This window comes from Massilia sp. CFBP 13721 (genome assembly GCF_014842025.1).
Classification (GTDB): Bacteria; Pseudomonadota; Gammaproteobacteria; order Burkholderiales; family Burkholderiaceae_D; genus Telluria.
Genome location: NZ_JACYUY010000009.1, coordinates 64091 through 86937, shown reverse-complemented (window position 1 = coordinate 86937; position 22847 = coordinate 64091). Strand labels below are relative to the sequence as shown.

2 protein-coding genes are annotated in these 22847 nt (G+C 71.5%); both read left to right on the top strand.

Annotated elements, in window-relative coordinates; all coding sequences use genetic code 11:
* Window position 1: 1 nt before the first annotated feature.
* A partial coding sequence (locus tag IFT60_RS26335; RefSeq protein WP_206759232.1) for a non-ribosomal peptide synthetase occupies window positions 2-6685 on the top strand: 6684 nt, incomplete at its 5' end.
* Window positions 6686-6708: 23 nt separating this feature from the next.
* On the top strand, window positions 6709-22824 hold the full coding sequence (locus IFT60_RS10925; protein WP_192052000.1) for a non-ribosomal peptide synthetase: 16116 nt from the start codon (window positions 6709-6711) through the stop codon (window positions 22822-22824).
* Window positions 22825-22847 lie beyond the last annotated feature (23 nt).

Sequence of the window (22847 nt, the reverse complement as noted above, 5' to 3'; positions counted from 1 at the left end):
NTACGCGGCGCCGACGAATGCACTGGAGGAGAAACTGGCGCAGCTGTGGCAGCAGAACCTCGGCGTGGCGCAGGTCGGCATCGACGACAACTATTTTGCCGTCGGCGGCGACTCGATCCGCTCGATGTCGCTGGTGGCCGACGCCAGGCAGGCCGGTCTCCAGTTCGCCATCCGCGACCTGTTCGCCCATCCGACCATCGCCGGCCTGGCCGGCGTGGTGCGCGAGGGCGCGGCGCAGGGCGGCGAGGACGAAGTGGCGCCGTTCGCGCTGCTGTCCGAGGTCGAGCGCGCGCACTTGCCGGCGCAGGTGCATGGCCGCCCCGTGCAGGATGCCTATCCGCTGTCGCTGCTCCAGCAGGGCATGCTGTTCCATTCGCTGCGCGATCCGGAACTGAACCTGTACCAGAACGTGCTGTCGTTCATGCTCGACCTGGAATGGGATGAAACCTGCTTCCGCCGCGCACTGGAAAAGGTGGCCGCGCTGCACCCGGTGCTGCGCACCGCCTTCCACCTCGACGGCGAACGTCCGCTGCAGCTGGTCCTGCCCGACGCGCCGCAACAGATCGACGTGTTCGACCTGCGCGGCGAGCGGCAGGAAGACTTGCGGGCGCGGGTGCTGGGCATCCAGGACGGGGTGCTGGCGCAGGGCATCGACACGGCCGCGCCATGGCGCACCTTCGTCTGCCTGCTGCCCGAGCGCATGGTGCGCCTGAACTTCGTGGTCCACCACGCGCTGATGGATGGCTGGAGCGACGCCATCCTGATCAAGCAGGTGCTGCAGGTGTACGGCCCGCTGCTGCGCGGCGAGACGCCGGCGCCGCTCACGCCGCCGCCGCGCTACAGCAATTTCATCACCCTCGAGCAGGACGCGCTGGCCTCGCCGCGCTGCAAGCAGTACTGGACCGAGCTGCTCGACGGGGTGCGGGTGCCATGGTGGACCGCCAGCGCCAAGACGCCGAGCGTGCGCTTCGCCTGCCCGGTCTCGGCGCAGGTGAGCGAGCGGGTCGGGCACCTGGCCGCCACGCTCGGGGTGCAGGAAAAATCGATCTGGGCCGCGGCCTACCTGGCATTCCTGAGTCTGCTCGACGGCAGCGCCCGCACGGTCGGCTCGGTGGTCACCCACGGCCGGCCCGAGATGGCCGGCGCCGACCAGATGCTCGGCCTGTTCCTGAATGCGGTGCCGCTCGCGTGCGACCTGCGCGGCATGCGCTGGCGCGACCTGATCGCGCAGACCGACGCGCGCCTGGCCGAGTACTACACCATCCGCCACTATCCGCTGGCCGCCGTCCAGGCCGACAGCGGCCTCGATTTCTCGGGCGCCGCCTTCAACTACACCAACTTCCACGTCTACAAGACCGCGAATGCGGGCGCGGAACTGGACGTCGGCGGCGGCTTCGACGAAACCAACTACCGCCTGCTGGTCAACGTGCGCAAGAACGAAACCAGTGGCCGCCACATGTTCCTGGTGAACGCCGAGCCGAGCGTGTTCGATGCGGCCATGCGCGAACGCATGGCCGGCTATGTCGAGGCGATCCTGGTGCAGATGACGGCCGACGCCGCCGCGCCGATCGACAAGTCGCTGCTGCTGGCGAACGAAGCCGCCGTGAATGACGCGCCGGCCTGCCTGGTCCCGGCCGCGCCGCCGTGCGTCCACGAGCGCTTCGCGCGCCAGGCCGCGGCGCAGCCCGGCGCCACCGCGCTGGTGCACGAGGGGCGCCGCCTGTCGTACGGCGAACTGAATGCGCGCGCCAACCGCCTGGCCCACTACCTGCGTGCGCAGGGCGTCGGCCGCGAGACCCGGGTCGGCATCTGCCTGCCGCCATCGTTCGACCTGGTGCTGTCGATGCTGGCGGTGCTCAAGGCCGGCGCCTGCTACGTGCCGGTCGATCCCGACTACCCGGCCGCGCGACGCGATTTCGTGATCGCCGATTCCGGCGTGGCGCTGATCCTGACCGACAAGGCGCTGGCCGCCTCGGCGCTCGGCCATCTCGATCCGGCGCGCCTGCTGGAAGTGGACGAGCGCCGCTTCGCCGCCTGCCCGGACACCGACCCCGGCGCCGGCGCCGTGCCGGCCAATGCCGTGTACGTGATCTACACCTCGGGCTCGACCGGCCAGCCGAAGGGCGTGCTCGGCACCCACCGCGCGCTGATGAACCGCCTGCTGTGGGCCGAGGCCGAGTTCGGCGTGGAGCCGGACGAGGTACTGTGCCAGAAAACCCGCATCGGCTTCGTCGACCATGCCGCCGAAATCTTCCAGGCATTGCTGTCGGGCCGGCCGCTGCTGATCGTGGGGCGCGAGCAGGCCGGCTCCCCGGCCGGGCTGGCCGACGCACTGGCGGCGGGCGGCGTGACCCGGATCACGCTGGTGCCGTCGTTGCTCAAGGCGATGCTGGCGCTGGAGCGTCCGCTGCCGGCGCTGCGCCACGTGTTCTGCAGCGGCGAAGCGCTGGTGCTGGGCGAGGAGCGTGCCGCATTCGCGCGCAGCTTCCCGAACGCGCGCCTGGCGAACGTGTACGGCTCGACAGAAGTCGGCGCCGACGTCAGCTGCCACCGCGCCGCCGGCGCCGATGCCTTGGCGGCGGGGCCGGTGCCGATCGGCCGCGTCATCGCCAATACCGACGCCTGGGTGCTGGACGAACAGATGAACCGGGTGCCCCTGGGCGTGGTCGGCCAGCTCTACATCGGCGGCGCCGGCCTGGCGCGCGGCTATCTCGGCAAGGCCGCGGCGACCGCGGCCGGTTTCGTGCCCCATCCGTTCGCGGCGCAGCCGGGCGAGCGCCTCTATAACACCGGCGACCTGGTGCGCATGGACGCCAGCGGCACGCTCGACTACGCCGGCCGCCGCGACCACCAGTTCAAGATCCGCGGCTTCCGTATCGAAGCCGGCGAAATCGAACTGGCCGCCGCCGGCGTGGCCGGCGTGGCCCAGGCGGTGGTCAAGCTGTGGGACGGCCAGCAGCCGGGGGAACTGCAGATTGCCCTGTACCTGACCGCACTGAGCGCCGCGCTGGACACGGAGGCGGGCGCCGCGCTGAAACGCAGCGTGCGCGCGCAGCTGCGCCAGGCGCTGCCCGACTACATGTGGCCGGCCTCGGTGACGCTGCTCGACAAGCTGCCGCTGACCCCGAGCGGCAAGCTCGACCGGCGCGCCTTGCCGCTGCCGGCCGGCGACGCCGGCGACAGCGAATTCGTGGCGCCGACGGGCGCCACCGAAGAGCTGCTGGCGGGTCTGTGGTGCGAACTGCTGCGGCGCGAACGCGTCGGCCGCGACGACAATTTCTTCGAACTGGGCGGACACTCGCTGATCGCCACCCAGCTGCTCTCGCGCATCCGCGACGTGTTCGCCTGCGCGCTGCCGATGCGCCAGCTGTTCGAGCACCAGAGCCTGGAAGGACAGGCGCGCGCCATCGACGCGCTGCGCAGCGTGGCCGCCGCCAGCCCGTCCGACACGATCGAAGCGGCCGGGCGCGACGCGCCGCTGCCGCTGTCGTACGCCCAGCAGCGCCTGTGGTTCCTCGACCAGCTGATGGGTGCGGCGCCGACCTACAACATTCCGCTGGCGCTGCGCCTGTCGGGCGCGCTGCGCCTCGACCTGCTGGTCGAGAGCCTGAACGCCATCGTGCGCCGCCACGACATCCTGCGCGCGCGCTTTTCGAAGAACAAGGGCGAGGCGGTGCAGGACATCCGTCCGTTCGAAGCAGTCAAACCGGTGTTCTCCGAGGCCGCCGGCGCGGCGGCCCTCGAACGGGTCTGGCTGGAAGAAAAGAACTTCCGCTTCGACCTGGCGCGTGACTTGCTGGTGCGCTTCCACGTCGTGCGCGACCTGTCGCAGGCCGAGCCGTCCTGCGTGCTGTTCGCGGTGTTCCACCACATCGTCTCGGATGGCTGGTCGATGGCGATCTTCTTCCGCGAGCTGGTGGAAAACTACCAGGCGCTGGCCGCCGGCGGCGCCATCGAGCGCGCCCCGCTGCGCATCCAGTACCAGGACTTCGCCGCCTGGCAGCGCAAGCATCTCGACGCGGCCGTGCTGGACGGGCAGCTGCACTACTGGCGCGAACGCCTGGCCGGCCTGCCGGCCAGCCTCGACCTGCCGTTCGACCGGCCGCGTCCGGCCGAGCAGACTTTCAACGGCGACAGCGTGGCGCTGCGCTTCCCACTGGCGCTGTCCGAAGGCTTGCAGCAGCTTGGCCGCAAGCAGGGCGCGACCCTGTTCATGACCCTGATGTCGGTGTACGCGGTGCTGCTGGCACGCTATGCGCGCCAGTCCGACATCGTGATCGGCACCCCGGTGGCCAACCGCGACCGCCGCGAAGCCGAGGACCTGATCGGCTTCTTCGTCAATACCCTGGTGCTGCGCAACCAGGTGCCGGGCAAGGCGCGCTTCGCCGACTTCCTGAAAAGCACCCGCGAGAGCTGCCTGGACGCGTATGCGCACCAGGACCTGCCGTTCGAATGCCTGGTCGAGGCGCTCAATCCGCAGCGCAGCCTGAGCCACTCGCCGCTGTTCCAGGTCATGTTCGTGCTGCAGAATACGCCGCTGCAGAGCGCCGCGTTCAGCGATATCGACGTGGCGCCGGTGGCGTTCGAGAGCAGCGCCGGCAGCGCCCGTTTCGACCTCACGCTGGGCATGAAGGAAACGCCGCAAGGCCTGATCGGCAGCCTGGAATACAACACCGACCTGTTCGACCGCGCCACCATGCTGCGCTTCGCGGCGGCCTACGAATACCTGCTCGAGCAGGTCGTGGCCCAGCCCCAGGCCGTCATCGAAGACCTGCGCGTCGTGCGCGGGGCCGACCTGGCGCTGCAGCTGGTCGACTGGAACGCGACCGCGATGGACTATCCGCAGGCGCTCACCCTGCATGCCCAGTTCGAACGGCAGGCCGCGCGCCATCCGCAGCGCACCGCGCTGCGCTGCGGCGGCCAGTCGGTCAGCTATGCCGAACTGAATGCACGCGCCAACCGGCGCGCCCATGCGCTGATCGCGCGCGGCCTGGCGCCGGAAGCCTGTGTCGGCATCTGCCTGCCGCGCTCGGCCGAGAGCGTGGTCAGCCTGCTGGCGGTGCTCAAGGCGGGCGCCTGCTACGTGCCGATCGATCCGGCCTATCCGGCGGCGCGCGTGCAGTACCTGCTGGGCGACGCCGACATGCCGGTGGTGATCACCACCGCGGAGCTGGCGCACCAGCTGGGCATCGCCGTGGACAAGCGCTGGTGCGTGGAAGAGGAGGGCGGCGATTTTCCAGCGGCCGACCCGGGCCGGGCGATCGATTCGAACCGGCTCGCCTACATCATCTACACCTCGGGCAGCACCGGGCGTCCGAAAGGCGTGGCGATCAACCACCGCGGCGCCAGCTCGCTGCTGCACTGGGCCGGCAGCAAGGTGGCCGAGGCCGACCGCACCGGCGTGCTGGCCGGCACCTCGTTCTGCTTCGACCTGTCGATCTACGAACTGTTCCTGCCGCTGACCACCGGCCACACCTGCATCCTGGTCGACCACATCCTCGCGCTCGACACGCTGGACGCGGAAAGCCGGGCGCTGGTCACCCTCGTCAACACCGTGCCCTCGGCGGCGCGCGTGCTGCTCGACCGCAAACTGTTCCCGGCGTCGGCACGGGTGCTGAACCTGGCGGGCGAGCCGCTCAAGGCGGCCCTGGTCGACCGCGTGTATGCGGAAACCGCGGTCGGCCAGGTGGTCGACCTGTATGGCCCGTCCGAAGGCACCACCTACTCGAGCTGGGCGCAGCGCCAGGCGGGCGGCGCCGAGACCATCGGGCGTCCGGTGGCGAACACCCAGTTCTACGTGCTGAGCGAAGGCGGGCAGTTGCTGCCGCAGGGCGTCACGGGCGAACTGTATATCGGCGGCGTCGGCGTGGCGCGCGGCTACCTGCAGCGTCCCGGCCTCACGGCCGAGAAGTTCGTACCGAACCGCTTCAGCGCCGAGCCGGGCGAACGCCTGTACCGCACCGGCGACCTGGTGCGCCACCGCGCCGACGGCCAGCTCGACTACCTGGGCCGGGCCGACCACCAGGTCAAGGTGCGCGGCTTCCGCATCGAGCTGGGCGAAATCGAGAACGCCTGCCTGCAGCATCCGGGCGTGAAGGAGGCCGTCGCGATCGTGCGCGAAGACCAGCCGGGCGAACGCCGCATCGTCGTGTATGTCGTGTCCCAGGCCGCCGCGACCGGGCAGGACGCCGGGCTGGCGGACGCGCTCAAGGCCGACCTGCGCCTGCGCCTGGCGGGCTACATGACGCCGTCGGCATTCGTGCGCCTGGAGGCGTTGCCGCTCACGCCCAACGGCAAGCTCGACCGCGCGGCGCTGCCGTTGCCGGACGGGCCGGCGGCAAGCGGCGGCGCCGCTTTCGCCGCGCCCGAGGGGGCGACGGAAACGGCGCTGGCCGAGGTGTGGCAAGCCTTGCTGCGGCGCCGCCAGGTGGGCCGCGCCGACAACTTCTTCGAACTGGGCGGGCATTCGCTGCTGGTGACCCAGCTCGCCTCGCGCATCGAGGAAGTGTTCGGCATCACGCTGCACATCAAGACCTTCTACGAGCATCCGGCCCTGCAGGACCTGGCGCTGCGCATCGAGAAAAAGGTCGCCATCGCGACCATGGACGAGGATGCGATGGACCTGATGAGCGAGGAAGAACTGGCCGAGCTGCTGAGCGAACTCGACGCTTCCGAAAACAACTAGAACAATCCGACGGAGCATATAACATGATCAACGATATCGTCGCACCAGCAGCACCTGCAGCGCCCGCAACTCCGGCGTCCCTGTCCGCCAAGGAACGCCTGAAGGCACGCCTGCGCCTGCACAAGGCCGATGCCCTGCCGACCTTCACCGCCATCACGCCGCAGGGCGCGGCGGCCACGCGCCTGTCGTCGTCGCAGCAGCGCCTGTGGCTGCTGGACCAGCTGATGGGCGCCGCGCACGCCAACAACATGTCGCTCGCGATCGAGATCGCCGGCGCGCTCGACGCCGCGGCCCTGCGCGCCAGCCTGGCGCTCATCGTCGAGCGCCACGAAGTGCTGCGCACCCGCGTCGTCAACCGCAAGGGCCAGCCCGTGCTCGAGCGCGACCCGGCCGCGGGCTTCGCGCTCGACGCGCAGGAGGTGGCGGGCGACAGCGAAATACAGGCGATCTGGCGCGACGAGCGCCGCCACGCTTTCCAGCTGGACCGCGAAAGCCTGCTGCGCGTGCGGCTGCTGCGCACCCGCGGCACGCGCCACGTGCTGGTGGTGACGATGCACCATATCGTGTCGGACGCCTGGTCGCTGGGCGTGTTCGTCAACGAGCTGACCGCCGGCTACCGCGCCTTCAGCGCAGGCGTGGCGCCGGCGCCGGCGCCGCTGCCATTCCAGTACGCCGACTATGCGCACTGGCAGCAGGAAAGCGCGCAGCGCAGCGTGCTGGCCGGCCAGGCCGACTACTGGCGCTGCCGCCTGCACGGCATGCCGGCCGCGCTCGCGCTGCCGTTCGCGCTGCAGCCGGAGCAACAGCCCGACCCTGTGCGCGCCGCCGAACCGGGCCTGCGCGGCGGCGCCGCCTATCTGCAGATTCCCAGGGAGCTGGCGGTGCGCCTGCGCCAGCTCGGACTGCAGACCGATTCGACCCTGTTCATGAGCCTGCTGGCGGCGTTCAGCATCCTGCTGGCGCGCCGCTGCGGCCAGCACGATTTCGCGATCGGCACGCCGGTGGCCAACCGCGCACGGCGCGGCACCGAGGGCCTGATCGGATTTTTCGTCAACCTGCTGGTGCTGCGCTGCGACCTGGCGGGCGATCCGGATTTCGGCGAAGTCTTGCGGCGCACGCGCGAATCGGTGCTGGGCGCCTACGCGCACCAGGACATCCCGTTCGAACAGGTGGTCGAGGTGATCGAACCCGAGCGCGACCTGAACCAGTCGCCGCTGTTCCAGGTGATGTTCGCGCTGCAGAACGCGCCGGTGGAAGAGGGCGGCGTGGCCGGCCTGGCCATGACGCCGCTGGTGCCGGAAACGCCCGAGTCGGTGGCGCGCTACGACCTGACCTTCAACCTCAGCGAGACCGGGGCCGGCATCCTGGGCGTGATGGAGTACAGGCTCGAGCTGTTCGCCCCCGAGACCATCGACAATTTGCTGGCGCAGTACCTGGCCCTGCTCGGCCAGATCGCAGCGCAGCCGGACTTGACCGTGCGCCAGTTCGCGCTGCTGACCGATTGGGACCGCAAGCCGCAGGCGCCCTGCCTGGCGGCGCCGGCCGCGGCGCAGCGGCCGTGCGTCGAACTGGTGCATGCCGGCGGCAAGCGGCTGCACGGACGGTTAGTGGCGCAGCCGGCCACAGGCAGCGCGGCCGCCGTTGGCCGGCTCGACCCGTTTGCCTGCGACCTGGCGCGGGTGGTGCTCGAGGGCGACGCGCTGGCGCCGCTCGGCACCCCCGGCGAACTGTGCCTGGCGGGCGTGCAGCCGCTGGGCGAGTCCGTGGCCTATGGCGCGCGCCACCCGTTTGACGCGCGCGTGCCGCTGCTGCGCACCGGCCGGCGCGCCATCATGCGCGCCGACGGCAGTTGCGTCGCAGCGCCGTGCGATCCCGCGCATGCGGCGCACGCCGCGGCCAGGCTGGCGCGCGACAGCGAGGCGCTGCTGCGCGCCGCCGCCCCGGCCCAGCTGGCGACGCTGGTCGCGCACGGCGGCCGCTGGGTCGCCTTCGTGCAGCGCACACCGGGGCACGCCGCACCGGAACCGGTGCTCGGCCACTTGCTGGCGCAACTGAGGAAAAGCGAGCGCGCATGCCTGCTGCCCGGCGCGCTGCGGGTGCTCGACTGCTTGCCCGTGCTGGGCAACGGCGAGGTCGACCGCGCAGCGCTGCGCGCATTGTGTGACGGTCCCGCCAAGCCCTTCGATCCGCCGCAGGGCGAGGTCGAGCAGGAGCTGGCCGCGATCTGGGCCGACCTGATTCCCGGACGCCGCATCGGCCGCACCGACAATTTCTTCGCGGTGGGCGGGTATTCGCTGATCGGCGCCCAGCTGGTGGCGCGCATCCGCGACGCCTTCGGCGTGGCGCCGTCGCTGCGCGACGTGTTCGAGCAGCAGACACTGTGCGCGCAAGCCGCGCTGGTGGAGCACCTGCGGGCGGCGGCGCCGCCGGCGCAGGAACGCATCGTGCCGCGCAATGCGCAGGCTGCACCCGCCGGGCGCGCGGACGCGGGCCCGCTGTCGTTCTCGCAGCAGCGCCTCTGGTTCCTGAGCCGCATGATGCCGCCCAACGCGGTCTACAACATTTCGGTCGCCCTGCGCCTGCGCGGCGCGATCGACGCGGCGGCGCTGGTGCGCAGCCTGGACGCCATCGTCGACCGCCACGAAGTCTTGCGCACGCGCTTCGGCGAAGCCGGCGGGCAGCCGCTGGCCATCATCGATCCGCCCGGGCGTGGATGCGTGGTGGCCGAGGACTGCGCCAGCGAGGAGCGGCTGCGCGCGCGCTTCCTGGCCGAACGCGGCTATTGTTTCGACCTGGCCGGCGAGCCGCTGGTGCGCTTGCGCCTGTTGCGCACCGCCTTCGACGGCCAACTGGTACTGCTGGCCTGCTTCCACCATATCGTGTTCGACGGCTGGTCGATGGGCCTGTTCTTCAGGGAGCTGGGGCAGCTGTACCAGGCCGAGACCGGCGCAGGCACGCCGCCGGCGCCGCTGCCGATCCAGTTCGCCGATTTCGCCCACTGGCAGCGCGGGCAGCTCAGCGAGGAACGCATCGCCGGCCAGCTGGCCTACTGGGAAGGGCAGCTGGCCGGCCTGCCGCCGCTGCTGGCCCTGCCGACCGACCGTCCGCGTCCCGCGCAGCAGCGCTACCTGGGCGCCACCCGCAACTTCGTCGTCGATGCCGGCGTCGTCGGCGCGCTGGGAGAACTCAACCGCGACTGCGGCACGACCCTGTTCATGGGCCTGATCGCGGCCTTCGCCACGCTGCTCGGGCGCTATGCGCACCAGCACGACGTCGCCATCGGCACTCCGGTCGCGAACCGCCAGCAGGGCGAGACCGAGGGCCTGATCGGCTTCTTCCTCAACAGCCTGGTGATGCGTTTCGACCTGGCCGGCAGCGGCGCGGCGCCCACGTTCCGCAGCCTGCTCGGCGCCACGCGCGAGACCGCGCTGCAGGCGTACGCGCACCAGGACGTGCCCTTCGAGCACCTGGTCGAACGCCTCAACCCGACGCGCAGCCTGGCCTACGCGCCGCTGTTCCAGGTATCGTGCTCGCTGGTCGATACGCCGCAGGGCGCCGGCGCATTGCCGGGCCTGGATGCCGAACCGCTGCACTTCGGCGCCGAGGATGGCGTGGCGCGCTACGACCTGACCATGAATTTCTCGTCGCTGCCCGACGGCACCCTGCTCGGCAGCATGGAATACAACACCGACCTGTTCGACCGCGCCACGGTCGAGCGCATGCTCGGCCATTACCAGCGCCTGCTGGCCGAGGCCGTGGCGGCGCCCGACACGGCGCTCGCCGACCTCGATTTCCTGGGCGAAGAGGAGCGCCTGGCCCAACTGGTCGACTGGAACCGCACCGGGCGCGAATTCCCGCAGCAGAGCGTGCCCGCCCTGTTCGCGGCCCAGGCGCTGCGCCAGCCCGACGCGGTGGCGCTCAGCCACGGCGGCGCGCAGCTCAGTTACGGCGAACTCGAACGGCGCGCCAACCGCCTGGCCCACTACCTGCTCGCGCAGGGCGTGACCGCGGATGCCTGCGTCGGCCTGTGCGTGGAACGCGCGGCCGACATGGTGGTGGGGATGCTGGGCATCCTGAAGGCCGGCGCCGCCTACGTACCGCTCGACCCGGGCTACCCCGAGGGGCGCCTGCGCCAGATGGCCGATGCCAGCGGCTGCCGCCTGATCCTGTCGGAGCGGCACCTGCTGGAGGAACTCGCCTTCCTCAGCGACTACCCGACGCTGCCGCTCGACGGCCGCTGGCATGCGGCCCTGCTGGGCGGCTTCCCCGAAAGCGCGCCGCCGGTCGCTGTGGCGCCCGGCCAGCTGGCCTACGTGATCTTCACTTCCGGCAGTACCGGCGTACCGAAGGGCGTGCAGGTCAGCCATGCGAACATCGTCAGCCTGGTCACGGGCGGCGATGCCGCCGCCGTCGCTGCCGACGCGGTGGTGGCGCAGGCGGCCAGCTGCGCCTTCGACGCCATCACCTGGGAGCTGTGGGCGCCGCTCCTGAACGGCGCGCGCGTCCTCATGCTCGACAAGGACACCTTGCTGTCGCCGCCGGCGCTTGCCGCCAGCCTGGAACAGCACGCGGCGACGGCGCTGTTCGTCACCACCGCGCTGTTCAACCGCATCAGCCAGGAGGCGCCCGCCGCATTCGCGGGCCTGGACCGGCTGCTGTTCGGCGGCGAAGCGTGTTCGCCCGACGCCATCGCGCGCGTGCTCGAGCACGGTGCGCCGCGCCGGCTGCTGCACGTGTATGGCCCGACCGAGTGCACCACCTTCGCCACCGCGTTCGAGATCGAGGCCGCGCCATTCCTGGCCGAGCGCCAGGCGCCGATCGGCCGGCCGCTGGCCAATACCGGCGCCTACGTGCTGCAGGGCGACCAGCTGGCCCCGCTGGGCACCCTGGGCGAACTTTGCCTGGGCGGCGCGGGACTGGCACGCGGCTACCTGGGCGACGCGGCCATGAGCGCGCACAAGTTCGTGCCCCATCCGTTCGCCGCGACGCCGGGCGAGCGCCTCTACCGCACCGGCGACCTGGTGCGCATGCGCGCCGACGGCGCCATCGAATTTGCCGGACGGGTCGACCACCAGGTCAAGATCCGCGGTTTTCGCATCGAGCCGGGCGAAGTCGAGCAGGCGCTGCGCCTGCACCCCGGCGTGGCCGAGGTGCTGGTGCTGGCGCGCGCGGAAGGGCAGGGCGAGCGGCGCCTGGTCGCCTACCTGAGCGCAAAAGCGGGCGCCACGCCTAGCGCCGCCGCCCTGGCCGAGCACCTGAAGGGCCGCATTCCCGACTACGCGCTGCCGTCCGCCTTCGTATTGCTGGACGCCTGGCCGCTCAACGGCAACGGCAAGATCGACCGCGCGCGCCTGCCGGCGCCGGACGCCACCGCCTATGCCCGCAAGCAGTTCGTGGCCCCGGCCGGCGCGCTGGAACTGCGCCTGGCGGCCCTGTGGCAGGCCAACCTGGGAAGCGCCGCGCCGGTCGGCGCCGACGACAATTATTTTGCCGTCGGCGGCGACTCGATCCGCTCGATCGGCCTGGTGTCGGCGGCGCGCGCCGCGGGGCTGCGCTTCGCCATCAAGGATCTGTTCGCCCATCCGACCATCGCCGAGCTGGCCCGGGTGCTTGTGGTGGGCGACGCCGAAGCCGAGGCCGATATGCCGACCGTGCCCGCGCCCTTTGCCCTGCTCGACACGGCCGAGCGTGCGGCGCTGCCCGCGCTGTACCGCGGGCACGAGGTGGTCGACGCCTATCCGCTGTCGCAGCTGCAGCAGGGCATGTGGTTCCATTCGCTGCAGCATCCGGAATCGTCGGTCTACCATTGCGTCATCACCTTCGCGGTGGCCGCGCGCTGGGATGCGCAGCTGTTCCGCCAGGCGCTCGACGCCGTCGTCGCACGCCATCCGGTGCTGCGCACCGAGTTCCTGCTCGCGGGCGCACGGCCGCTGCAATTCGTCACCGCCGCGCGCAGCCCGGCACTCGAGGTGCGCGACCTGCGCGACCTGCGCACCGAACCCGGCCGCGACGCCGAGGCGGCGATCGCCGGCTGGGTGCGCGAGGAGCAGGCGCGCGGCCTGCAGCTGGACGACCCGTGGCGCATCGCCATCCTGCTGCTGGACGAGGAGCGCCTGCAGTTCGGCCTGAGTTTCCACCACGCGCTGTGGGACGGCTGGAGCGACGCGGCGCTGGTGGCCGAACTGTTCGGCCATTACAAGGCGCTGTTGCAGGGCGCCGCGCCGGAGCAGGCGCCGCCTCCGCCGCCGTACAGCGCCTATATCGCGCTGGAGCAGGAGGCGCTGGCTTCGCCCGTGCACGGCGAGTACTGGCGTTCCACGCTGGCCGGCGCGCGCCAGCCATGGTGGGCCGCCCATCCGCCGCAGCCCAGCGCGCACGTCTTCTGCGAGGTCGACGGCGCCACCAGCGCGGCCATGATCGCGCTGGCCGAGCGCCTCGGGGTGCAGGAGAAAAGCGTGTGGTGCACGGCCTACGTGATGCTCACCGCGCTGCTCGACGGCGAGCAGGCCGTGCTCGGCTCTGTGGTCACGCACGGCCGTCCGGCGCTCGCGGGCGCCGACGAGATGCTCGGCCTGTTCCTGAATTGCCTGCCGCTGCAGGTCGATACGGCCGGGCGCAGCTGCGCCGAACTGGTCGCGCAGGTCGACGCGCAGCTGGTGCGCCAGCAGGCGCACCGCCATTATCCGCTGGCCCGGATCCAGGCCGACCTCGGGCTCGATTTCTCGGCCTCGCTGTTCAATTTCACCAACTTCCACGTGGTCGGCAATGCCGAAGCGGCGTCCGGCGTGACCGGCAGCGGCGGCGCGGGCCTCGACCAGACCAACTACCGCTTCAGCGTCGACGTCCAGAAGAACGATGCCGCGCGGCGCCACGTGCTGCGCATCGCGCTCGATCCGTCGGTGTTCGACGCCGCGTTCCAGCAACGCATCGTGCACTACATGCACAACATCCTGGCGGCGCTGGCGGGCGACGCCGCCCTGGTGCCGCGGCGCGCCGCCCTGCTGGGCGAGGACTACCCGCGCACGCTCGGCTTCGGCGCCGGACCGGCGCCGCTGGTCGCCGCCGCCGACGAACCGGGCGAATCCGTGCAGGCGCTGTTCGAAGCGCATGCGCGCGCGGCGCCCGACGCCATCGCCGCCGTCTGCGAGGGCGCGGCGATCACCTACGCGGAACTCGAGCGCAGGGCGGGACTGCTGGCGGGCTACCTGCGCCGCCAGGGCGTGGGGCCGGAAGACCTGGTGGCCCTCTGCCTCGAGCGCAGCCTCGACATGCTGGTCGGCCTGCTCGGCGTGCTCAAGGCCGGCGCGGCCTATGTGCCGCTCGACCCCTGCAGCCCGCGCGCGCGCATCGAGCACATGCTGGCCGATTCGGCGGCGCCGCTGGTGCTGACCCAGCAGCGCTTCACCACGACGCTGGACGGGGTGGCGGCCAGGCTGGTCGTGCTCGACGCCGGGTGGGACGAAATCGCCGCCGGGCAGCCGGCGCCGTGCGCCGACGTACCCGGCGCCGGCCTGATGTACGTCATCTACACGTCCGGCTCGACCGGACAGCCCAAGGGCGCGATGAACGAACAGCGCGCGGTGCTCAACCGCCTGCGCTGGATGCAGTCCGAATACCAGCTCGAACCCGGCCGCATGGTGCTGCAAAAAACCCCGTACACCTTCGACGTCTCGGTGTGGGAGCTGTTCTGGCCGCTCATCAGCGGCGCCACGCTGGTATTCGCGCGGCCCGGCGGTCACCAGGATCCGGCCTACCTGGCCGGCCTGGTCGACGCCGCCGCCATCGACACGCTGCACTTCGTGCCGTCGATGCTGCAGGTCTTCCTGGATCAGTTCGGCCAGGGCAACCAGAGCGACCGCGCCGGCCGCTGCCCCAGCCTGGCGACCATCGTGTGCAGCGGCGAAGAGCTGCCGGCCGCGCTGCGCCAGCGCTGCCTGGCGGCCTTGCCGCAGGCGCGCCTGCATAACCTGTACGGGCCGACCGAAGCGGCCATCGACGTCACCTTCTGGGAATGCCGCAGCGAAGAGGGCGCCGCGCGCGTGCCGATCGGACGCCCGATCGCGGGCATCCGCATGCACGTGCTCGACGCCGCGCTGCAGCCGGTGCCCGGCGGCGTGGCGGGCGAGGTGTACATCGGCGGCACCGGCGTCGGCCGCGGCTACCTGGCGCGGCCGGCGCTGACGGCGGCGCGCTTCGTCCCCGATCCGTTCAGCAGCGCGCCCGGCGCGCGCCTGTACCGCACCGGGGACCTGGGCCGCTGGCGCGCGGACGGCGCGCTCGACTACCTGGGCCGCAACGATCACCAGGTCAAGCTGCGCGGCCTGCGCATCGAGCTGGGCGAAATCGAAGCCTGCCTGGCCAGCCACGCGGCGGTGCGCGAAGCGGTGGTGGTGGCGCGCCCCGGCGCGGACGGCGACCTGCGCCTGGTGGCCTACCTGGTTGGCGCCGGCGCGCTCGACGTCGAGGCGCTGCGCGGCCACCTGAAGGCGGCGCTGCCCGACTACATGGTGCCGGCCGCCTTCGTGCAGCTCGACGCGCTGCCGCTGTCGGTCAACGGCAAGCTCGATCGCAAGGCCTTGCCGGCGCCGGCACAGGACGCCTACGGCATGCAGGCGTATGCGGCGCCGCAGGGCGAGACCGAACTGCTGCTGGCGGCCATGTGGCAGGAACTGCTGCGGGTCGAGCGCATCGGGCGCCACGACAACTTCTTCGAGCTGGGCGGCCATTCGCTGCTTGCCCTGCAGCTGATGGCGCGGGTGCGCCAGGGGCTCGGGCGCGAGTTCGCGCTGCGCCAGCTGTTCGACCATCCGACGATCCAGGCGCTGGCGGTGGCGCTCAACACGGCCGGCGCCAGCGACCAGGGTGCGATCGCCGTGCGCGCCGACGCCGGCGCCGCGGTCCCGCTCTCGTTCGCCCAGCAGCGCCTGTGGTTCCTGGACCAGCTCGAAGGCGCCGGCGCCGCGTACCACATGACGCTGCCGCTGCACCTGCACGGCGCGCTCGACCCCGGCGCCCTGCAGGCGGCGTTCGACACCATCGTCGCGCGCCACGACAGCCTGCGCACGGCCTTCCGCGCCCTTGGGGACGAGCCGGTGCAGCTGGTGCTGGCGCAGGTGGCATGCCCGGTCGAGCAGATCGACCTGCGCGCCTGGCCGGCGGCCGAGCGCGCGGCCGAAGCAGCGCGCCGCGCCGAGGAAGCGAGCCTGGCGCCGTTCGACCTGGGCGCGCCGCCGCTGCTGCGCGTGCGCCTGCTGCGCATCGCCGACGACGAGCACGTGCTGGTCGCCGTCGTCCACCACATCGTCTCCGACGGCTGGTCGATCGGCGTGCTGCTGCGCGAACTGGCGGCCCTGTACGGCGCGTACGCCGCGGGCGCGGCCGATGCCGTGGCGCTGGCGCCGCTGCCGCTGCAGTATGCCGACTATGCGCTGTGGCAGCGCGGCCGGCTGCAGGGAGAAGCGCGCCAGGCGCAGGCCGATTTCTGGACCGGCCAGCTGGCCGGCGCGCCGGCGCTGCTCGAACTGCCGCTCGACCGTCCGCGCCCGCCGGTGCAGAGCTACCGCGGCGGCAGCGTCGGCTTCGCCCTCGGCGCGGAACTCGGCAACAAGCTGCGCACGCTGGCGCGGCGCCATGACGCCACCCTGTTTATGACGCTGTTCGCCGGCCTGTCGCTGCTGTTGTCGCGCCTCGCCGGGCAGGACCAGGTGGTGATCGGCACCCCGGTGGCCAACCGCGACCGCACCGAACTGGAAGGACTGATCGGCCTGTTCGTCAATACGCTGGCCCTGCCGGCGCGCCTGGACGAGCGTATGAGCGTGGGCGCGCTGCTGGCGCAGGTCAAGGAAACCACGCTGGCCGCCTACGGCCACCAGGACCTGCCCTTCGAGCAGCTGGTGGAAGTGCTGCAGCCGGTGCGCAGCCTGGCCAGCAGCCCGGTGTTCCAGGTGATGCTGGTGCTCGACAATACGCCGCACAGCGCCCAGGGCCTGCCCGGGCTGCGCGTGGCGCCGCATCCGCTCGCGGGCTGCACCGAGCAGTTCGACCTGTCGCTGTCGCTGCACGAGGCGGGCGAGGGCATCGCCGGCGCCTTCAGCTATGCCAGCGACCTGTTCGACGAGACCACGGTGGCGCGCTGGGCCGGCCACTTGCGCACCATCCTCGGCGCCATGGCCGACGACGCGCAGCAGCCGCTGCGCGCGATCAGCCTGCTCGACGATGGGGAGCGGTCCGCCCTGACCGACGGCTTCAATGCCGGCTACGACCCGGCCGCGGCGGCGCCGCCATATGCGCTGGCGCACCGCTGGATCGAAGCCCAGGCCGCGCGCCGGCCGCAGGCGCCGGCCGTGATCGGCGCCGATGGTGAGCTGACCTTCGGCAAACTGACCTACGGCGAACTGAACGCGCGCGCCAACCGCCTCGCCCATTACCTGCATGCGCAGGGGATCGGCGCGGAACACGTGGTCGGCATCTGCAGCCCCAGCTGCCCCGAGGCGCTGGTGGCGCTGCTGGGCGTGCTCAAGGCGGGCGCCGCCTACCTGCCGCTCGACCCGTCCTATCCGCGCGAGCGCCTGGCCTTCATGGTCGAGGACGCGACGCCGGCCCTGGTACTGGCGCACGGCGCGCACGCCGGCGTCCTGCCGCCGGGCGCGCCCGTCTTCGCGCTCGACGGCTGCGATGTACGCCTGGCCGGGTTCAGCGCCGACAACCCCGGCTTCGATGGCGGCCGGCTGGCCTACGTCATGTACACCTCGGGATCGACCGGCCGGCCGAAAGGGGTCATGGTCGAGCACCGCCAGCTGGTCAGCCTGGTGGCGGCGCTGCAGGACGCCTACGGTTTCACGGCGCACGACCGCGTGCTGCAGTTCGCCGCGCTCAGCTTCGACATGTCGGTCGAAGAGATCTTCGGGGCGCTGTGCGCCGGCGCCGCGCTGGTGCTGCGCGGCGCCGACTGGCTCGACGGCGGCGCGCCCGTGTTCTGGCGCCGCTGCGTCGATGCGGGCGTGACCGTCGCCAACCTGCCGACCGCGTTCTGGCACGGGCTGGTGAGCGACGACGACGGCCCGGTCGCGCCGACCCTGCGCCAGGTGATGATCGGCGGCGAAAAGGTCAGCGCCGAGCTGGTGGCGCGCTGGTTCCGGCGCGACGGCGACTTGCCGCGCCTGGTGAATGCCTACGGTCCGACCGAGACCACCGTGAATGCGGCCACCTGCGTGATCGACGACGCCGGACGGTCGGCGCGCCTGATCGGCCGGGCGCTGCCGAACACCCGCATCTACCTGCTGGACCGGCATGGCGAGGTGGCCCCGCTCGGGGTCGCGGCCGAAGTGTGCATCGGCGGCGCCGGCGTCGCGCGCGGTTACCTGAACCGGCCCGCCCTGACGGCCGAGCGCTTCCGTCCCGATCCGTTCAGCGCCGTTCCCGGCGCGCGCCTGTACCGCAGCGGCGACCTGGGACGCTTCATGGCCGACGGCAGCATCGAATACCTGGGCCGCAACGACCACCAGGTCAAGATCCGCGGCTTCCGCATCGAGCTCGGCGAGATCGAGGCGGTCCTCAACCGCCATCCGGCCGTGCGCGAAGCGCTGGTGCTGGCGCGCAGCGACGGTCCGGGCGATCCGCGCCTGGTGGCCTACGTGCTCGCGCACGATGACGCGCAGTCGGCACAGCCGGCACAGTCGGCGCCACTCGAGGCGCAGTTGCGCGCCGACCTGGCCAGGGCGCTGCCGCCGTTCATGCTGCCGGCCGCGTTCGTCGTGCTGGACGCCTTCCCGCTGCTGCCGAACGGTAAACTCGACCGCAAGGCGCTGCCGGCGCCCGGCATCGACGCCGGCGCGCTGCAAGCGTTCGAGGCGCCGCGCGAAGGCATCGAAAGCATGCTCGCCGCCGTCTGGTGCGAACTGCTGGGGCGCGAGCGGGTGGGACGCAACGATAACTTCTTCGAACTGGGCGGGCATTCGCTGCTGGCGGTGCGCCTGATGACCCGCATCCGCCAGGTGCTGGGGCGCGAGATCACGTTGCGCCAGCTGTTCGAATACCCGACCATCCACAGCCTGGCGCTGCACCTGGCCGGCGCCCGTGCCATCAGCTTGAGCGCCATCGGCCGTGCCGACCGCACCCAGCCCTTGCCGCTGTCGTGGGCCCAGCAGCGCCTGTGGTTCATCGACCGGCTAGAAGGCGGCGGCGGGGCGGTATACAACATGCCCGAGGCGCTGCACCTGCGCGGCAGCCTCGAGCGCGCCGCGCTGCAGGGCGCGCTCGATGCGCTGGTTGAACGCCACGAAGCCTTGCGCACCGTGTTCGCCGAGGGCGACGGCGCGCCGGCGCAGATCGTGGTCCCGGCGGCGCCGTTCGACTTGCGCGTCATCAGCCTGGAACACCTCGATGGCGAGGCGCGCGAGGCCGGGATCCTGCGCCATACCGAAGAGGAAGCGCTGGCGCCGTTCGACCTCGAAACCGGGCCCCTGATCCGGGCGCGCCTGCTGTGCCTGTCCGCACAGGAGCACGTATTCCTGGTCACCACGCACCACATCGTGTCCGACGGTGTCTCGTCCGGCATCATGGTGGCCGAACTGGCGGCGCTGTACGCGGCGCTGGTGCAGGGGCGCGCGCCGGCGCTGGCGCCGCTGCCGATCCAGTATCCCGACTTCGCGGTATGGCAGCGCCAGTGGCTGCAGGGCGAATTGCTGCAGGCCCAGCTCGACTACTGGAAAACCCACCTGGCCGGCGCGCCGCCGCTGCTCGAACTGCCGCTCGACCGCGCCCGTCCTTCCACCCAGAGCCACCGCGGCGGCCATGTGGTGTTCACCGCCGGGCCGGAACTGGCGGCCGGGCTCAAGGCGCTGGCGCAGGGCCACGACACGACCCTGTTCGCCAGCCTGTACACCGGCTTTGCGATCGTGCTGTCGGCGCTCAGCGGCCAGGACGACCTGGTGATCGGCACCCCGAGCGCGAACCGCCAGCGTACCGAAGTGGAGGGCCTGATCGGCTTCTTCGTTAATACCCTGGCCCTGCGCGCCGACCTGTCGGGCAACCCGAGCGTGGCCGCGCTGCTGGCGCAGGTCAAGGGCATGACCCTGGACGCCTACAGCCATCCCGACCTGCCGTTCGAACAGGTGGTGGACGCCCTGCAGCCGCCGCGCAGCCTCGGCCACAGCCCGCTGTTCCAGGCGATGCTGGTGCTGCAGAACAGCGCCCAGGGCGATCTGGCGCTGCCGGGCCTGCAGGTGGCCCCGCGCGACATCCCCTACGACATCGAGAAGTTCGACCTTAGCCTGACCTTGCAGGAAGTGGGCGGCGACCTGGTGGGCCGCTTCAGTTACGCGGCCGACCTGTTCGAACGCGACACCATCGTGCGCTGGGTCGGCTACTTCAAGAGCGTGCTGGCGGCCATGGTGCGCGATCCGCAGCAGCGGGTGCACGACATCGACATGCTCGGCGCGGCGGAACGCGCCTGCCTGGTCGATGGCCTGAACGACAGCGCCATGGCCTTCCGCCGCGACGCCCTGCTGCACGGGCTGTTCGAGGAACAGGTGGCGCGCACGCCGGATGCGGTGGCGCTGGTCCATGACGGCCAGCGCATCAGCTACGCCGAACTGAACCGCCAGGCCAACCGGGTCGCCCACACGCTGCTCGCACGCGGCATCGGTGCCGAAGCCTGCGTCGGCATCTGCCTGCCGCGCACGCCCGCCTGCGTCGGCGCGCTGCTGGGCGTGCTCAAGGCCGGCGCCTGCTACGTGCCGATCGATCCGGCCTATCCGGCCGACCGCGTCCAGTACCTGCTGGGCGACGCCGACATGGCGGCCCTGGTCACCACCAGCGGCCTGCGCGACGCGCTGGCGATCGACGCCGCGCGCTGCCTGTTCGTCGACGCCGAGGGCGGCTGGTCGGCGGCGTGCACCGACCCGGCGCTGCCGATCGCGTCGAGCCAGCTGGCCTACGTGATCTATACCTCCGGCTCGACCGGCCGCCCGAAAGGCGTGCCGCTGACGCACCAGGGCGGGGTCTCGCTGCTGGAATGGGCGTGCCGGCTGCTGCCGTTCGAGGACCGCAGCGGCATCCTGGCCGGCACCTCGCTGTGTTTCGACCTGTCGATCTACGAGCTGTTCCTCTCGCTCAGCACCGGCGCCACCTGCATCCTGGTCGACAACATCCTGGGACTGGAAAACCTCGATGCGGCCACGCGCGAGCAGGTCACGCTGGTCAATACGGTGCCGTCGGCGGCCAAGGCGCTGCTCGAGCGGAATGCCTTCCCGCCGTCGGTGCGGGTGCTGAACCTGGCCGGCGAGCCGCTGCGCGCCGCCCTGGTCGACCGGCTGCATGCGGAGACCACGATCGGCAGCATCTACGACCTGTACGGACCGTCGGAAGCGACCACGTATTCGAGCTTCGCGCGGCGCCATGCGCATGCGCCGGAAACGATCGGCCGCCCGGTGGCCAACAACCAGTTCTATGTGCTCGACAAGGGCGGGCGGCTGGCCCCGTTCGGCGCCGTCGGCGAACTGTATATCGGCGCCACCGGGCTGGCGCGCGGCTACCTGCAGCGCCCGGCGCTGAGCGCGGAGAAGTTCCTGCCCAACCCGTTCGGGGAGGAGCCCGGCGCACGCATGTACCGCACCGGCGACCTGGTGCGCTACCGCGCCGGCGGCGACCTCGAATACCTGGGCCGCGCCGACCACCAGGTCAAGGTGCGCGGCTTCCGCATCGAGCTGGGCGAAATCGAAAGCGCCTGCCTGCGCCATCCCGGCATCAAGGAAGCGGTGGTGATCGTGCGCGAGGACAGTCCGGACCTGCGCCAGATCGTCGCCTACGTCGTCCCCGATCCGCTGCCTGCGCCGGTGGCTGCGGCGGCGGACGCGGACGGGCATCCCGCGCGCCAGGCCGCGCTGCTGGTGGAAGGATTGCGCGCACGCCTGAAGGGGTCGCTGCCGGGCTTCATGATGCCGTCGGCGGTGCTGGTGCTGGCGCAGTTGCCGCTCACGCCGAACGGCAAGCTGGACCGCAAGGCGCTGCCGGCGCCGGACGGCAGCGATACCGCGCAGGCCTACGAAGCGCCGGTCGGCGACATCGAGGAACGCATCGTCGCGGTCTGGGAGGAACTGCTGCAGCGTAAGCTCATCGGGCGCCAGGACAACTTCTTTGCGCTCGGCGGGCATTCGCTGATCGCGGTGGTGGCCGTGAGCCGCATGCGCCAGGTTGGCCTGAACATCGCGCTCGACGCCTTTTTCAAGCATCCGACGGTCAAGGCCATGGCCGACTTCATGCAGTTCGGCGACGAGACCGCGCTCTGGAAGGGCGGGGCGGTGGTGATGCGCGAGCAGGGCGACCAGCGCCCGCTATTCCTGGTGCATGAAATCACGGGCGACATCTTCCCGCTGTTCCCGCTGTCGCGCCACCTGGCCGACGGCATCCCGGTGTACGGCCTGCCGCTCACCAAAGAGTCGAGCCGCGAATCGGTGCCGCAGCTGGCCGCGTCGCACCTGCGCGCCATGCGCAAGGTGCAGCCGCAGGGACCGTACCGGGTCGCCGGCCACTCGTTCGGCGGCGTGCTCGCCTTCGAGATCGCCAGCCAGCTGGCCGAGGCCGGCGAGCGGGTCGAGTTCCTGGGCATGATCGACACCTACCGTCCGTACTACCAGGAGAGCTGGGCCGACGAGGTCACCGACATCAAGGTGCTCCTGATCTACGTCGAGATCCTGCACCCGACGCTGGCGCCGGAAAACTGGGCCATCCTGCACGGCGCGGCCGACGCCGGCGAGGCGCTCGATCACTGCAAGGCGATGGGCCTGTTCCCGCACGAGCTGGGGCTGGCGGAGGTGATGCGCTGGGCCGAAAACATGGGCTCGATCCTGGTCATGGGCGCCAATTACGCGCCCAAGCCCTTGCGCGTGCCGGCATACCAGTTCACCGCCGACGGCGTCCCGTACGGAGACCGCGACTGGACGCCGCTGCTGGGCGAATCGCTGCGCGAAGTGCATGTCGGCGGCAGCCACCTCAACATCACGCAGGAGCCGCAGGTCGAGGCGCTGGCACAGGCCATGTCGGCGGCGATCGCGGCCGGCACCCGGGCCACGACCGATGCGGCCGCGCTGGCCGATGTGCTTGCAGTGGAGGAGGCGCATGGCGCGGCGCTGACGGGCTGAGCACTGCCTGCGCGGGAAGGCTG

Coding starts and splice junctions, on each gene's coding strand:
- IFT60_RS10925 (WP_192052000.1), top strand. CDS start 6,709: ATGATCAACGATATCGTCGCACCAGCAGCACCTGCAGCGCCCGCAACT.